Origin of the sequence: Amycolatopsis sp. CB00013 (assembly GCF_001905755.1) — a bacterium.
GTDB classification, from domain to species: domain Bacteria; phylum Actinomycetota; class Actinomycetes; order Mycobacteriales; family Pseudonocardiaceae; genus Amycolatopsis; species Amycolatopsis japonica.
This window is the reverse complement of sequence record NZ_LIWC01000002.1, coordinates 1,431,227-1,445,989: the sequence shown is the minus strand read 5'-3', so window position 1 is coordinate 1,445,989 and position 14,763 is coordinate 1,431,227. Positions and strand designations below refer to the sequence as shown.

Genomic DNA, 14,763 nt, shown 5'->3' with positions numbered 1-14,763 from the left:
GGATGCTGTCCTCGGGTCAGCTGCTGGCCGACCGGTACAAGCTGACGAACCGGATCGCCGTCGGCGGGATGGGCGAGGTCTGGCAGGCCAGTGACACGCGGCTGGACCGGACGGTCGCGGTCAAGATCCTCAAGGCGGAGCTGTCCGGCGACGCCGAGTTCCTGCACCGGTTCCGGACCGAGGCGCGGATGACCGCGTCGCTGAACCATCCCGGCATCGCCGCGGTGCACGACTACGGCGAGACGGTCGCGGACGAGCTGTCGATCGCGTATCTGGTGATGGAGCTGGTCGAAGGCGATCCGCTGGCCGCGATCATCACCCGCGAAGGACGGCTGAACGCCGAGCGCACCCTCGACATCCTGGAGCAGGCCGGTAACGCGCTGCAGGCCGCGCACGAAACCGGTCTCGTGCACCGCGACGTCAAACCGGGCAACATCATGGTGACCCCGGCCGGGCAGGTGAAGATCACCGACTTCGGTGTCGCGAAGGCCGCCGACGCCGCCCCGGTGACCAGGTCCGGCATGGTCATGGGCACCGCCCACTACATCGCTCCCGAGCAGGCGCTCGGGCACAACGCCGAACCGGCGAGCGACGTCTACTCGCTGGCCGTGTGCGGCTACGAATGCCTCACCGGGCACCGGCCGTTCCTTTCGGAGAACGCGGTGACGGTCGCGATGATGCACATCCGCGACCTCCCGCCACCGCTGCCGCCGGACGTGCCGCCGGGCGCCCGCGCGGTGATCGAAGCGACCCTGATCAAGGATCCGAGACAGCGGTACAACAGCGGCGGCGAGTTCGCCGCCGCCGTCGCCGCGGTCCGCGCCGGGCTTCCCCTGCCGACGCCGTCCGGACTGGTGAACGTGGCCTACTCGGCCGGCCAGCCCGTGCTGCCGCAGCAGGTGCCGCCCGGCCCGCACTCCCCGCCGAACCCGATGGCGGCGGTGGGACCGGCGTCGCATCCGGCGATGCACCCGGTCACCGGCCCGCCGCCGATGGCGGTCCGCCGTCTGCCCGGCAGACGGCCACAATGGGGCTGGTGGCTGCTGCTCGCGGTGATCCTGATCGCAGTACTGGTGGCAGGAGCCTTCCTCATCGTGAGACTGGTCGGTTCGGGCAACGGACCGCAGTCGGGCGGCGTGGAAACGAGTGAACACGCGCCGGCTCCGGGTAAGAAGGCCGAAGGTCCTCCGCCGACATCCGCGTACCCCGCGGTTCCGACGGAGGGCGGCACCGAGGAGCCGGCCGGACAGGCGAATCCAGGAATGATGAGCAGCAAACCTTGGACGGAATGGAACGGCACGCAGAGATGAGCACACCAAGACTGCTCAGCAACCGCTACGAGCTGGGCGAGACGCTCGGCTACGGAGGCATGTCCGAGGTCCACCACGGCCACGACGTGCGCCTGGGCCGGGAGGTGGCGATCAAGATCCTGCGTGCCGACCTGGCGCGGGATCCCCAGTTCCAAGAACGTTTCCGTCGCGAGGCACAGAACGCGGCGGCACTGAACCACCCGGCGATCGTCGCCGTCTACGACACCGGCGAGACGAACACCGAGTTCGGCCCGCTGCCCTACATCGTGATGGAGTACGTCGAAGGGCGGACTCTGCGCGACATCGTGAAGACCGAAGGCCCGATGTCGCAGAAGCGGGCCATGGAGGTCATGGCCGACGTCTGCGCGGCACTGGACTTCTCGCACCGGCACGGCATCGTGCACCGCGACGTCAAACCGGCGAACGTGATGATCACGAAGAACGGCGCCGTCAAGGTGATGGACTTCGGTATCGCGCGCGCCATGCACGACGGGCAGTCCGCGATGACGCAGACCGCCGCGGTGATCGGCACGGCGCAGTACCTCTCGCCGGAGCAGGCCCGCGGTGAGTCCGTCGACGCGCGTTCCGACGTCTACGCCGCCGGCTGCGTGCTGTACGAACTCATCACCGGCGAGCCGCCCTTCACCGGCGACTCGCCCGTGGCGGTGGCGTACCAGCACGTCCGGGAAGACCCGAACCCGCCGTCGTCGGTGAACCCGGCCGTGGCGCCCGAGCTCGACGCCGTCGTGCTCAAGGCGCTCGCGAAGGGCCCGGCGAACCGGTACCAGTCGTCCGCGGAAATGCGTTCGGACCTGGTCCGCACGCTGTCGGGTCAGCGGCCGGCCGCGCCGATGGTGATGTCGGAGGACGAGCGCACCCAGGTCATGGACTCCGACCGCCGGGTGCCGCCGCGCTACGACCAGTACGAGGAAGACGACGAGGACCCGGCCGCGAAGAAGAAGCGCCGGGCCTGGCTCATCGCCGGTCTCGTGGTCTCGCTGGCCGCCATCGTGCTGCTGATCATGTGGCTGATGGGCGCGTTCCAGGGCGCCGGTGCGGAGAGCAAAGCGGTCCCGAAGGTGGTCGGGCAGTCCGAGGTCTCGGCGAAGGACACGCTGCGTGGCGCCGGCTTCACTTCACTCGACACCAAGAAGATCACTTGCACCGGCGAGTCCGTGAACGGCCAGCCCTCGTGTGACGAGAACCAGATCGACAAGGTCATCAGCATCAACCCCGCCGAGGGGCAGGTGGTACCGACCTCGGACAAGATCACGCTGACCGTCGGCTCGAAGCCGGGCAAGGTCAAGACGCCGGACCTCAAGGGCAAGACCGTCTCCGAGGCCACCACGGCGCTGACCGAAGCCGGTCTGAAGCTCGGCGCGACCACCGAGGAAGAGACCGAGGACACGAACCAAGCCGGCAAGGTCATGTCGCAGAACCCGAGCGCGCAGGCCGAAGTCGATCAGGGTTCGAAGGTCGACATCACGGTCGGCAAGTCCAAGGAACTGAAGACGGTCCCGAACTACAAGGGCAAGACCCAGGCCGAGGCCGAAGCCGGGTTGAAGGCGGCCGGGTTCACCCCGCAGGTCACCAACGTGGACTCCGACCAGCCCAAGGGCACGGTGATCGACCAGACCCCGAACGGCGGCAAGCTGGCCGTCGGCGGTGTGGTCAAGCTGTCGGTGTCGAACGGCAACCAGGAGACCTTCGACATGCCGAACCTGAAGGGCATGACCGAGGAGCAGGCGACGCGGCAGCTGCAGCAGCTGGGTTGGACCGGAAACCTGGACACGCAGGCCGACAAGAACGGTGACCGGGATCAGGCGGGCAAGGTCAGCAAGACCAACCCGCAGGCCGGTGCGAAGGTCGCGAAGAACGCGCCGATCACGCTGTTCATCGTGGAAGGCGACGAGACGTCGACGACGTCGAGCTCGCGGCTTTTCCCGCCTCCGTGATCCAGCGATGACGTGAGCAGGGCCCCGCACGGTTTCGTGCGGGGCCCTTTTCATGTCAGCTTTTCGAGCAGTCCTTGGTATGCCTGCTGAATCCGCCCAGCGCTGGTGCGCACCACGACCGCCTTCGGTCGCGTGGCGATGAGTGCCACGAGCCGGTCGTACATCTCCGCCAGCCGTTCGGGCCCGCCCAGCATCTCGTGCGCCTCGACGTGTTCGGGCTCCGCCGCCGCGCGCGTGCGTTCGGCGAATCGCCGGAGCACGTTGTCCTTGGTGTCGAGGAGGACGATCTCGCGGAACTCCGCGGCCGTTTCGCCGGCGAGGGTTTCGAGGCGTTCGAGGAGATCGGCGCGGCCGAGGAACTGCGGGACGATCACGTCGTGGCCCGCGAGCAGATGGGTGCGAGCGGCGCTCACGGCGAGGTCGCGGGCGAGCGTTCCGGCCTTCGCGGCGTTCTCGCGCCAGGCGCCGAGCAGGCCGCGAAGCCGGTCGATGTCGAGGTTCAACGTCAGCGGATGGTCGTCGGCGTACAGCCGGGCGAGGGTCGACTTCCCGCAGGCGGGCGGGCCGTTGAGCACGATGAGCCGCGGCATCAGGCGTTGCGCCGGAGCAGATACCCGACGGCCGTGGCGCTCAGCAGCAAGACGGAGACCGCCGCCACGACGGCCACGATGAACGGGCCGGTCAGAGGTTGTTGCGAGGTCAAGGCGCGCAGCAGCGGATTGGCCAGCGGCAGCCACTTCACCAGGAGCACGGCGGCGAGGGCGAAGATCGCGGCCAGGACGGACCAGCCGACACGCGGGACCAGCAGCCGTGAACAGGGCAGGCCGATCGCGATCCCGAACAGCGCGCACAACGCGTGCGCCGAGGCGCCCAGCGCGAAGGTGCCGATCGTGAAACCGCCGGTCCGGAGCCCCGACCACAGCACCGTCACGAGGATCAGCACGACCGCGCAGCCGAAGACGGCCAGTGTGGCGCCGCCGAGGACCGATCGCCAACGTCGTGCGTGGCTGAACGTCACCAGCCGCTGGACCGGGTCTTCGACGTCGAGCATCGCGATGGTCAGCCAGCACGAGACCACGAGGAGCGAACCAGCGCTGATCCCGTACTGCGGCAGCAGCGGCGACTTCGGATCCGTGTAGAGCACGGTGTTGACCGCGATGTAGGCGAGGATCGCGGGCAGATAGCGCTGGGAGTGGCCGAGCAACGCGAGGTAGTAGCGGGTCATGGCGAGCACGGCGCCACCTCCCGGACCGAAAAGCCCCGGTTGAGCGCGTGCAGCAGGACCGCGTCGGCGTGCCCGGCTTCGACCGTCAGGACGACCTTCCCGTCCTCGGCCACGACGTGGCTCACGCCGGGTTCCGAAGACCAGTCGACGCTGGGGCCGTGCAGGACGATCCTTGTCGCGCTCTCGGTTTTCGCCACCGCCTCCACGCGAGTCAGAAGGCCGTCGTCGATCCGGTAGACGTCGTCCGCGTGGGCGTGCACGACCGAGGCGCGGTGGTCGGTGAAGACCACGCTCGCGCCCCGTTCCTTGGTCTCGGCGACGAGTTCGCCGAGCACGGTGTGGGCTTCGACGTCGAGACCGGACCAGGGCTCGTCGAGGATCAGCAGCTCCGGCTCGGCGAGGACCGCCTGGGCGAGTCCGACCTTCTGGGCGTTGCCCTTCGACAGCGTCCGCAAGGGCGCGTCCGGGCCGCCGACCAGCGCCAGCCTGTCCAGCAGGGGGTCGATCGCCGACAAGTCGACATGGCCGTCGATGCGGGCCATATGCCGCAGGTACGCCCTGGCGCTCATCCGCTGTCCCGCCGGGAAGCGGTCCGGCAGGTAGCCGACGCGCGGATCGCCCACGACGGTTCCCGACGTCTCCCGGGCAAGTGCCGCGAGGATCCTGAGCAGCGTCGACTTCCCCGAACCGTTCGAGCCGAGGACGCCGAGCACGCGGCCCGCCGGAACGTCGAGGTCGACGTCGGCGAGCACGGGTTCACCGCGGCCGTAGCGCTTCCCGACTCCTTCGAGCCGGATCAGCGAGGTCACGCAGCAGCGGCCTTCTGCAGCGCGCGAGTCGCCTGTTCGAGTTCGTTGACCGTGGCGTCGGGGACCGGGTGGCCTGCGGAGGCCATCCAGTTCGCCAGCATCCGGTGACCGCCCTGGGTGAGCACGGACTCGGGGTGGAACTGGACGCCTTCGAGCGGCAGCTCGCGGTGCCGCATGCCCATCACGACACCGGACTCGGTGCGACCTGTGATCTCGAACACGGCCTCGTCGATGGTTTCCGGCAAAACGGTCAGCGAGTGGTACCGCGTGGCGGTGAATTCGGCAGGGAGCCCGGCGAGCACTCCTTCGCCCGAATGGTGGACTTGACTGGTCTTGCCGTGCAGCAGTTCCGGGGCGCGGTCGACAGTGGCGCCGAAGACCACGCCGAGGGCCTGGTGGCCGAGGCAGACGCCGAGCATCGGGATGCGCTCCTCGGCGCATTTGCGGATGACGTCCATGCTCTGACCAGCGCGTTCCGGGGTTCCGGGGCCGGGAGACACGAGGACCGCGTCGAACTCGCCGAGCTTGTCGAGCTCCACCACGTCGTTACGCCAGACGGTGCAGTCGGCGCCGAGCTGGGCCAGATACTGGACCAGGTTGTAGACAAAACTGTCGTAGTTGTCGACGACGAGCACGCGCATGAGGCCAGCTTAGCGGCTCCCACCAGGTGGACCGTACGCCAGATCACAATGATTGTTAGGGCTGCCTAACTTACCGTGGTAGGAGTGAGCCGTTCTCTTCGTGTAGCCATCGTGGGTGCCGGTCCGGCCGGTATCTACGCCGCCGACATCCTCGACAAGTCCGACGCTGACGTGACGATCGACCTGTTCGAGCGCATGCCGGCGCCGTTCGGGCTGATCCGGTACGGCGTCGCGCCCGACCACCCCCGGATCAAGGGCATCGTCACCGCCCTGCACAAGGTGCTCGACAAGCCGAACATCCGGCTGCTGGGCAACGTCGACTACGGGACCGACCTGAAGCTCGACGACCTGCGCCAGTTCTACGACGCCGTGATCTTCTCGACCGGCGCCATGGCCGACCGCGCGCTCGACATCCCCGGGATCGACCTCGACGGCAGCTACGGCGCCGCCGACTTCGTCTCCTGGTACGACGGGCACCCGGACGTGCCGCGCACCTGGCCGCTGAACGCGACCTCGGTCGCGGTCCTCGGCGTCGGCAACGTGGCGCTCGACGTGGCACGGATCCTCGCGAAGACCGCCGACGAGCTGCTCAGCACCGACATCCCGGACAACGTCTACCAGGGGCTGAAGGCCAGCCCGGTCACCGACGTGCACGTGTTCGGCCGCCGCGGCCCGGCTCAGGCGAAGTTCACGCCGCTGGAGCTGCGCGAGCTGGACCACTCGCCGAACGTCGAGGTCATCGTCAACCCCGAGGACATCGAGTTCGACGACGGCAGCATCGCCGCGCTGCGGGCGTCGAAGCAGATCGACATGGTCGTGAAGACGCTGCAGGAGTGGGCGATCCGCGACCAGGGCGACCGGCCGAAGCGGCTGCACCTGCACTTCCTGCACTCGCCGTGCGAGATCGTCGGCGAAGACGGCAAGGTGACCGGTCTGCGGACCGAGCGCACCGAACTGACCGGCGACGGCAACGTGCGCGGCACCGGCGAGTTCCACGACTGGGACGTCCAGGCCGTCTACCGCGCGGTGGGCTACCTGTCGTCGCATCTGCCGGAGATCCCGTTCGACCACACCACCGGGACCGTGCCGAACACGGCGGGCCGGGTGCTGGACATCGACGAGGAGCAGGTGCCGGGCGTCTACGTGACCGGCTGGATCAAGCGCGGGCCGGTGGGCCTCATCGGCCACACCAAGGGCGACGCGGCCGAAACCATCGCGAGCCTGCTGGCCGACGCCGACAGCCTCACGGCACCGGCCGTCGAGGACCCCGACGCGATCCTCGGCTTCCTGACCGAACGCGGCGTTCCCTTCACCACCTGGGAAGGCTGGGGCAAGCTCGACGCCCACGAGAAGTCGCTGGGTGTCCCGCACGGCCGGGAGCGCGTCAAGGTCGTGGAACGCGACGAAATGACCCGCATCTCGCGAGGCTGAACCCGTTCCGTGAAGGCCTCCTTCCCTACTCCATCCATGCCCCCGCCGCCGCCCTCAACGGACGCGCTGCGCGCGCAGCCCGGATTCAAGGTAGGGAAGGAGGCCTTCACGGCGTTCCCAGGTAAGCGAGGACCGCGAGGACGCGGCGGTTCGTGTCGTCCGAGGCGACGATGCCGAGTTTCGCGAAGATGTTCGCGGTGTGCTTCCCCACCGCCCCTTCGCTGAAGTGCAGCCGCGAAGCGATGGCGGCGTTGGAACAGCCTTCGGCCATCAAGCCGAGCACCTCGCGTTCGCGCGGGGTCAGCGCGGCGAGGGGGTCGGATGCGTTGCCCGCCACCAGTTTCGCGATCACTTCGGGATCCATCGCGGTGCCGCCGCCGGCCACCCGGCGCACCGCGTCGATGAACTGGTCCGCGTTGAAGACCCTGTCCTTCAACAGATATCCGATCGCGCCGGCTCCATCGGCCAGGAGTTCCCGTGCGTAGAGCTGCTCGACATGTTGCGACAGAACGAGAATCGGCAGCCCGGGGATGTCGCGCCGCACGGCAAGCGAGACCTGAAGTCCTTCGTCGGTGAGCGTCGGCGGCATCCGGACGTCGACGACCGAAACGTCGGGCCGGTGCGTGCGCAGCGCCCGCTCCAGTTCCGGACCGGTGCCCACCGCCTCGACGACGTCGAAACCGTGCGCGGTCAGCAAATGCGTCAAGCCGTCTCGGAGGAGGTATTGGTCCTCGGCGACGACGCATCGGGGTCGAGCTGGCACGGGATCTCCATGATCGCCTTCGTCGGCCCGCCGAGCGGGCTGGTCAGAGCAAAAGTACCGTCGAAGGCGCCCAGTCTGCGTTCGATCCCGCGAATCCCGCTTCCCCTGGCCGCGTTCGCGCCGCCCTTGCCGTCGTCGGTCACCTCGATCCGCAACAGACCGTCGTCGTAACCCAGTTCGATCGACACTCGCCGCGCCTCACCGTGCTTCGCGGCGTTGCCCAGCAACTCACTGACCGCGAAGTACGCGCACGCCTCCGCGGGCTGCTCCAGCCGGGGCAGGGTGCCGTTCACCGAAGCCCGCAGCGGACTGTCGAGCGCCATCGCCCGCACCGCGTCACCGAGACCGCGCTCCGACAACACCGGCGGGTGAATCCCGCGCACCAGCAACCGCAACTCGGTCAGCGTCTCGGACGACGTCTGCCGCAATTCGGCGGCCAGCCGTTTCGCCGCGGCCGGGTCGCTGTCGATCAGCGCTTCGACCGCGCCCAGCTTCATGCCCATCGCGACCAATCGCGACTGGACGCCGTCGTGCAGGTCCCGTTCGATACGCCGCAGCTCGGCGGCCTGCGCGACCGACGCGTCGGTCCGCGTCTGCTTCAACCGCTCGACACGCTGCCCCAGCCGCGAAGCCTCTGTCGGACCGAGAAGCAGCTTCGCGAAACGTGCTCCCAGACGGGCGAGCCAGGGTGTCAGGACCAGCCCGGCGGCGGAGGCTGCCAGGGCCACCGGGGTCAGCGCGAGCGCTTGCCCGAACGGACGCCAGACCCAGAGCGCCACCACGCCCCAGAGACCGCCGAACACCAGCGCCGCCGTCGGCACCACCATCAGCAGCAGCACCACGGAGTTGACCACTGCGGCCGCCAGGTCGCGCCAGGTCGCGCGGTCGGATATCGCCCAGCGCAAACGCGCGCGCCGGGCCGGCCACCATGGCGTGTCGTACAGCTGCCGTCCGTACCGATACATCCCGTCCGCCCGCGGCACGGGGAACGGCGGCTCCGGCAGATACGGCCGGTCGATCCGCACACCGGTCCAGTTCTTGGCCTCGCGGCGCAGGGTGTCGGTCACCGAACGACCGGCGACGACCATCGCCGGGAACAGCGGCGCCGGCCAGATCAGGACGAGCAGCGTCGGAATCGCCATACCCAGCTGCGCGACGGAAAGCGCGAACAGCCCCAACTGGAAACCGAGCGCTTTCAGCCTCGTCTTGATCCAGCCGTCGCCGGTGCGAGCCGGACGAGGCCCGAGCCACCAGCGCGTCCACTTCCCGTACAGGCGAAGCGCGCGCGGCCCGGCCAGCAGGACCGCGGGCACGAGCACCAGACCGGCCAACGGATTCCACAGCTGCCAGCCGAGATCGCGTCCGGTCGCCGGATCGTCGGAGATCCACTCGAACCGTTTGGTCCATTTGATGAACCACGACCGCTTGAACAGGCTGTTCCCGTCGCGGTACCAGCCGTCGCGCTCACGTTCCGGTTCGGGCGGCGCCGGCCGATAGGGCGACCCGACCTCGACCCCGCACCAGCGTCCGGCCAGGCGCCGGGTGAGCGCGGCACGCGGACGCGTCCCTTCGAGCGCGAGTGTGTAGGCGAAGACCAGGCCGACGCAGAGCAGGCAGAAACCCACCAGTTCGAGCAGCAGGTCCAGCCAGCTCACCAGCGCCAAGCCCGCGAGCACGAAGCCCCGGCGCACGGAGGTGAGATAGGTGCGGATCATGCGACGAAGTCTTCCCCACCGCCCCGTCCCGGCACAGTGACCGCAGGCCCCCGATCAGGGTGGGTCCAGCCCCACCCCAACTGTGGGTTCAGCGCCATTCTGACCAAGTCCGTTGCGCCATAACGTTTTTCGCATGCCAATCATCGAAGTCACCAACCTCCGCAAGACGTACGGGGAGCACGTCGCGGTCGACGACGTTTCGTTCCACGTGGAACAAGGCGAGATCTTCGGGATCCTCGGGACCAACGGCGCCGGCAAGACCACCACGGTCGAATGCCTCCAGGGACTGCGCACGCCGGACTCCGGCACCATGTCGGTCCTCGGCCTCGACCCGGGCAAGGACCACGCCGCTCTGCGGCAGCGCCTCGGCTCGCAGCTCCAGGAGAGCCGCCTACCCGACAAGATCAAGGTCCACGAGGCGCTCGACCTCTACGCCTCCTTCTACGCGAACCCCGCCGACACCGGCGACCTGCTCGCGAAGCTCGGTCTCACCGGGCAGCGGGACAAGTACTTCGGCAAGCTTTCCGGTGGTCAGAAGCAGCGCGTCTCGATCGCGCTCGCGCTGGTCGGCCGCCCCGAGGTCGCCGTCCTCGACGAACTGACCACCGGACTGGACCCGCACGCCCGCCGCGACACCTGGAAGCTCGTCGAGGCCGTGCGCGACACCGGCGTCACCGTCCTGCTCGTCACGCATTTCATGGATGAGGCCGAACGCCTTTGCGATCGCCTCGCGATCTTCGACGCCGGGCGCGTGGTCGCCACCGGCACCCCGGACGAACTCCGTGACCGCGCCGGTAAATCCACTTTGGACGAAGCCTTCGCGACCTTGACCGGCCGCGACTGAGCAAGGAGACGACGAATGAACACCCTCGCCAAGATCACCCTCACCGAAACGAAACTCGCCCTCCGCACGCCCGGCTTCGTCATCGGCGGGCTCGTCCTGCCGACGGCCATCACGGCCATCCTCGGCGCCATTCCCGCCATTCGCGCGGACAGCGAGACACCGACGGGCATGCGCTTCCTCGACGCCTGGGTGCCGTCGATGGTGGTACTCACCATCGCCATGATGGGCCTGCAGGCGATCCCCGGGATCATCGCGACTTACCGCGAACAGGGCATCCTCCGCCGCTTCGCCACCACACCGGTGCACCCGGCGCAGCTGCTCGTGGCGCAGCTGATCATCAACGTCACCGTGACCATCGGCGGAGTCGGCATCCTCCTCCTGACGGCGGGCGTCGTCTTCGACGTCCCCACTCCGCGTCACCCGCTCGGCTTCCTGCTGACGTTCGTCCTCGGCACGACCGCGATCTTCGGGCTCGGCCTGATCGCCGCCTCGGTCGCCAAGACCAGCCGCGCCGCGAGCGGGATCGCGTTGATCGCCTACCTCCCGATCATGTTCCTCGGCGGCGTCTACCTGCCGCGTCCCCTGCTCCCGGAGGCCATCCGCGACATCGGCGCGTACATCCCGCCGGGCGTCAAAGCCCTCGAAGACGCGTGGACCGGCGCCGGTGCGCAACCGCTGCAACTCGTCGTACTGGCGGCTTTCGCGGTGGGCAGTTGTGTCTTGGCGGCGAAGCTCTTTCGCTGGGAGTGACGACGGCTTCCGCCAAAGTGGTGATGATGATCGTTTTCTCTTGTGGCTCGGGCCGCGGGTGAGTAGTCAGGTAGATGGCCCACGTTCACCGTGTCTCTCTCGGAGGTTCGATGTCTCTGGATGTATCGCCCGCGCTGCTGGAGAAGGCCGAGCGCGGGGAGGTCTCCGACGCCGAATTCGTCGCCTGTGTCCGGGAGTCCCTGCCCTACGCCTGGACCGTGATCACCGGTGTCATCGCGGAGGCCGAGGGCGCGGCCGACGGGTTCGCCGACAACGAGACGCCGCCGCCGAGCGAGGCCGAACGCGGTCAGCTGCTGCGGGCGCTGGCCTCGGACGCCATCCGCGGCGGCCTGGAACGACACTTCGGCGTGAAGCTGGCTTTCCAGAACTGCCACCGCGTCGCCGTGTTCAAGAAGTCCCAAGTGGACAGTGACCGCTACCGCGCGTTCGTCTCCGTCCGCGGCCAGCTGCTGAACCAGAGCCCGGAACTGCGCGACTGCTAGCCGCGACGCAGCGCGGGTAGCACTTCTTCCCCGATCCGCGCGATGTTCTCGAGTGTTCCCTCCGGCGTACCGGACGCTTCCACCATCATGATCACGTGGGAGACCCCGGTACGCCGGATGCTCGTTCCCAGCCTGTCGACGCAGTACTCCACTCCGCCGATCGGGTGCATCTCGCACAGCCGGTCGGTATAGGCCACCGGATCCTTGTCCAGGCCCCGTTTGCCGTCGAGGTACACGTGCCCGGCGAAGCCCTCTTTCAGGGAACCCGGCAACGCGGACCGCACGACGTCCAGTGCGTCGTCCCCGACCTGGCACATCACCGTCGACACGTGCTCGGCGGCGGAATCCCCGTACGCGGCAAGGGTTTCGATTTTGCCGTCGTCGTCGGTGTGCAGCCCGAGCAGCATCGGCAGCCCACGATCGGCGGCGAGCCGCACCGCCCGCGAGCCGGCGTCCCCGCAGGCCACGACCAGCCGCGGGTCGCGTTCCGGCCGCGGCACCATCGGCACCTCGCGGAACTTGAAGTGATCGCTGTCGGCCGAGACCGTCTTCGCCGTCATCGCCGCGAGCATCAGGTCGAGGCTCTCCTCGAACCCCGTTTCGTAGCGCGAAGCGCCGGTGCCGAACACCTCGAGGTCCTGCCACGGCCCGCCGCGACCGACGCCGATCCGCAGCCGTCCGCCGGAAACGGCGTCGAGCAGCGACCACTGTTCGGCGAGCGCCACCGGATGCGCGACGGACAGCACGCTCACCGCGGTGCCGACGGCGATCCGCTCGGTGCGGCCGAGCACGTGCGCGGCGAGGGTGATCGCGGACGGGCAGACGCCGTACGGCATGAAGTGGTGCTCGGCGAACCACACGTCGTCGAATCCGGCCCGCTCCGCCGCGATGGCGGCGTCGACCGACCGGCGCAGCACTTCGGCGTCCTCCTGGCCGGGAAACCGGCCGGAGACGAGGAAGACGCCGAACCGCGCGGCTACTGGACGCTCACTTCGTTGAACCAGAGGCGCGGTTCCAGCCACGGGAAGACGACGAACATCAGCAGCGCCACGATCCCGAGCGCCAGCACGACCGCCGTCGCCAGTTTCACCGCGAAGGGGCCCGGCAGCTTGCGCCAGATCCAGCCGTACATCAGCGCGCCTCCGAGATCTTGGGCAGGAGTTCGGCGTAGGAGCCGACCTGGTTCTTCGGCACCTGCTGGGCCAGCACCGCGTGGATGATGAGCCGTTCCTTCGCCGAGAACTGCGGGTGACACGTCGTCAGCGTGAGCAGCGAGACCTGCTCGGCCTTCGGGAGGATCTCCGGATCCTTGTACGGCACCGGGTTCACCGTGTCGCCCTTGGTCGGGAACACGATACGGCGGCCGTTGGTCTCGCCGTAGGGCCCGCCGTCGGCGGCGTTCGGGTTGCGCAGCGTCCCGACGTTCTTGCACTTCGGCTGCGCGCCCTTGCCCTCCGCCCAGCCTTCGACCTCGTCCTTGTACGGCAGCACCTTGTAGATGTAGAAGTCGGTCTGCGTCTCGATGACGATCTGGTCGCAGGAGCTGAGGTTGTCCAGGTCGTTGAACGGCGCGCCCTTGCCGACGCGGTGGCCGGCGACGGCGAAGTTGCCCGGTTCGCCCGGCAGCGCGGTGCCCTTGTAGTGGCCGGGGCCGACTTCGAGCGCGGCCTCGGTGGTGCCTTCCTGGATCGTGAAGTTGAAGTCGGCGCCGAACACCGGGATGTGGATCCTGGCGAACGCCTTCCCGTCGACCAGTTCCGGATGCAGCTGCCGGTCCTTGCCCCACTCGCCGTCCAGCTCGGAACTGGCCTCGGACTGTTTGCCCGCGGAGAACAGGTCGGTCACGTAGACCTCGTAGACCATGAACAGCAGCACCACCAGGCCGGCGGTGATGAGGAGCTCGCCGACGGTCCGGATGGCGACGCCGCCCTTGCCCAGCTCGCGCGGCGGCGGGCGTTCCTCGGTCGCGGTGCCACCGCCGACCGGTTCGAAGATGACGGTCTCTTCGGTCGACCCCGGCGGCGGCATGGGGCGACGGCGCGGCGGGGGCGCGTCGCTCCGGCGGCGCGGCGGAGGGCCTTCGTATGCCCTGCCGTCCTGAGGCCTCCGACGCGGTGTCGGCGCTTCTCCCTGGCCGCGACGCGGCGGGATTGAGTCCTCCGGCCTACGCCGGGGGGCCGGACGGCCTCCGCCGGGTGGTCGTTCGGAGTACCGCCGACGGTCCCCGCCCGGCTCTTCCCGCTCAGCCACGCAAAGCTCCTCAGTCTCGAACCAAGCCACTGCCGAACCGTCTGTGACACCATTGTCACAGTGCGGGAAATCGACCGGTCCCGGACGGTGCCCAGCGGCGCTCGTTTACGTTAACGTGTGCACGTGGCGCTGGTTGCGCACCCGAAAGCGGGTCATCGCCACCAGGGAAGCCGAACAGTACGCGAGGAACACGATGCCGAAGTCCAAGGTCCGCAAGAAGACGGCGTACACCCCGCCGACCGATCGCCGCACGCCGGTGAAGGTCAAGGCCGCGGGCCCGTCGAACCTGTTCTACAAGATCGTGATGTTCGGCCTCATGCTGGTCGGCCTGTTGTGGCTGGTCGTCAACTACATCGCGGGCGACAAGATCCCCTTCATGGCGGATCTGGGCAACACGAACTTCGCCATCGGTTTCGTGCTGATGATCGCCGGGTTGCTCATGACGATGCGGTGGCGGTGAGCATTACCCCGGATGGCGGCTTGACGCCGAATTACACCGGTGTGACTCATCCCCAGTGTGGATAACCCCTGTGGATAACTACCCCACCTCGTGGGCGCCGCAGCGGA

At 68.6% G+C, this 14,763-nt stretch carries 16 protein-coding genes; 7 read left to right on the top strand and 9 right to left on the bottom strand.

From position 1 onward, the window contains the following. Nucleotides 1-2: 2 nt before the first annotated feature. Together AMK34_RS17000 and pknB are read left to right on the top strand one after the other, a co-directional pair. A complete protein-coding gene (locus AMK34_RS17000; protein WP_073845962.1) occupies nt 3-1,310 on the top strand; it encodes a protein kinase domain-containing protein in 1,308 nt (435 codons plus the stop codon). Next, nucleotides 1,307-3,265, top strand: coding sequence for a Stk1 family PASTA domain-containing Ser/Thr kinase (gene pknB, locus AMK34_RS16995; protein WP_073845961.1), 1,959 nt, complete (start codon nt 1,307-1,309; stop codon nt 3,263-3,265). Before AMK34_RS17000 ends, pknB begins: the two co-directional genes overlap by 4 nt. Nucleotides 3,266-3,315: 50 nt before the next feature. Here pknB and AMK34_RS16990 read toward each other — a convergent pair whose 3' ends face one another. Genes AMK34_RS16990 through AMK34_RS16975 form a run of 4 tightly spaced genes read right to left on the bottom strand, consistent with a single transcriptional unit; the run spans nt 3,316 to nt 5,940 of the window. Continuing rightward, nucleotides 3,316-3,855, bottom strand: a complete 540-nt coding sequence (locus AMK34_RS16990; protein WP_073845960.1) for an AAA family ATPase — start codon at nt 3,853-3,855, stop codon at nt 3,316-3,318. Continuing rightward, nucleotides 3,855-4,499: a hypothetical protein gene (locus AMK34_RS16985; RefSeq protein ID WP_073845959.1), complete on the bottom strand. Its 645-nt coding sequence runs from the start codon at nt 4,497-4,499 to the stop codon at nt 3,855-3,857. Before AMK34_RS16985 ends, AMK34_RS16990 begins: the two co-directional genes overlap by 1 nt. Further along, the gene (locus AMK34_RS16980; RefSeq protein ID WP_083649882.1) at nt 4,487-5,299 is read right to left on the bottom strand and encodes an ABC transporter ATP-binding protein; all 813 of its coding nucleotides are present in this window, start codon (nt 5,297-5,299) and stop codon (nt 4,487-4,489) included. The genes AMK34_RS16985 and AMK34_RS16980 overlap by 13 nt, the downstream gene beginning before the upstream one ends. After that, entirely contained in the window at nt 5,296-5,940 is a 645-nt protein-coding gene (locus tag AMK34_RS16975; RefSeq protein ID WP_073845958.1) for an aminodeoxychorismate/anthranilate synthase component II, read from the bottom strand. Before AMK34_RS16975 ends, AMK34_RS16980 begins: the two co-directional genes overlap by 4 nt. A gap of 111 nt (nt 5,941-6,051) precedes the next feature. On the opposite strand from AMK34_RS16975, the gene AMK34_RS16970 reads away from it, so the two are divergent. Next, nucleotides 6,052-7,371: an FAD-dependent oxidoreductase gene (locus AMK34_RS16970; RefSeq protein ID WP_073845957.1), complete on the top strand. Its 1,320-nt coding sequence runs from the start codon at nt 6,052-6,054 to the stop codon at nt 7,369-7,371. 106 nt (nt 7,372-7,477) lie between these two features. Here the strand turns inward: AMK34_RS16970 and AMK34_RS16965 are convergent, their stop codons facing one another. Both AMK34_RS16965 and AMK34_RS16960 read right to left on the bottom strand, forming a co-directional pair. Further along, nucleotides 7,478-8,134 (bottom strand): response regulator, encoded by a 657-nt coding sequence (locus AMK34_RS16965; RefSeq protein ID WP_073845956.1) that lies wholly within the window; start codon nt 8,132-8,134, stop codon nt 7,478-7,480. Further along, nucleotides 8,074-9,849, bottom strand: coding sequence for a sensor histidine kinase (locus tag AMK34_RS16960; RefSeq protein ID WP_073845955.1), 1,776 nt, complete (start codon nt 9,847-9,849; stop codon nt 8,074-8,076). Before AMK34_RS16960 ends, AMK34_RS16965 begins: the two co-directional genes overlap by 61 nt. Nucleotides 9,850-9,982: 133 nt before the next feature. Between AMK34_RS16960 and AMK34_RS16955 the strand changes: the two genes are divergently transcribed. From AMK34_RS16955 to AMK34_RS16945, 3 genes are all read left to right on the top strand, one after another. Then, nucleotides 9,983-10,693, top strand: a complete 711-nt coding sequence (locus tag AMK34_RS16955) for an ABC transporter ATP-binding protein (RefSeq protein ID WP_073845954.1) — start codon at nt 9,983-9,985, stop codon at nt 10,691-10,693. Nucleotides 10,694-10,708: 15 nt separating this feature from the next. Then, nucleotides 10,709-11,443 carry an ABC transporter permease gene (locus AMK34_RS16950; protein ID WP_073845953.1) on the top strand — a complete coding sequence of 245 codons (735 nt, stop codon included), beginning with the start codon at nt 10,709-10,711 and terminating at the stop codon, nt 11,441-11,443. Between the two features lie 110 nt (nt 11,444-11,553). Then, nucleotides 11,554-11,946 (top strand): SCO5389 family protein, encoded by a 393-nt coding sequence (locus AMK34_RS16945; protein WP_005161845.1) that lies wholly within the window; start codon nt 11,554-11,556, stop codon nt 11,944-11,946. On the opposite strand, the gene AMK34_RS16940 is transcribed toward AMK34_RS16945, so the two are convergent. From AMK34_RS16940 to AMK34_RS16935, 3 genes are read right to left on the bottom strand one after another with little or no spacing between them, the layout of a single operon-like run. Continuing rightward, nucleotides 11,943-12,863, bottom strand: a complete 921-nt coding sequence (locus AMK34_RS16940) for an LLM class flavin-dependent oxidoreductase (protein WP_241832781.1) — start codon at nt 12,861-12,863, stop codon at nt 11,943-11,945. The two genes, AMK34_RS16945 and AMK34_RS16940, sit on opposite strands and share 4 nt — an antisense overlap. A 59-nt stretch (nt 12,864-12,922) precedes the next feature. Next, nucleotides 12,923-13,078 carry a hypothetical protein gene (locus AMK34_RS42685; protein WP_005161850.1) on the bottom strand — a complete coding sequence of 52 codons (156 nt, stop codon included), beginning with the start codon at nt 13,076-13,078 and terminating at the stop codon, nt 12,923-12,925. Further along, nucleotides 13,078-13,974: a class E sortase gene (locus AMK34_RS16935; RefSeq protein ID WP_143202463.1), complete on the bottom strand. Its 897-nt coding sequence runs from the start codon at nt 13,972-13,974 to the stop codon at nt 13,078-13,080. The genes AMK34_RS42685 and AMK34_RS16935 overlap by 1 nt, the downstream gene beginning before the upstream one ends. A gap of 415 nt (nt 13,975-14,389) precedes the next feature. Between AMK34_RS16935 and crgA the strand changes: the two genes are divergently transcribed. Continuing rightward, nucleotides 14,390-14,656, top strand: a complete 267-nt coding sequence (gene crgA / locus AMK34_RS16930; protein WP_037308756.1) for a cell division protein CrgA — start codon at nt 14,390-14,392, stop codon at nt 14,654-14,656. Nucleotides 14,657-14,763 lie beyond the last annotated feature (107 nt).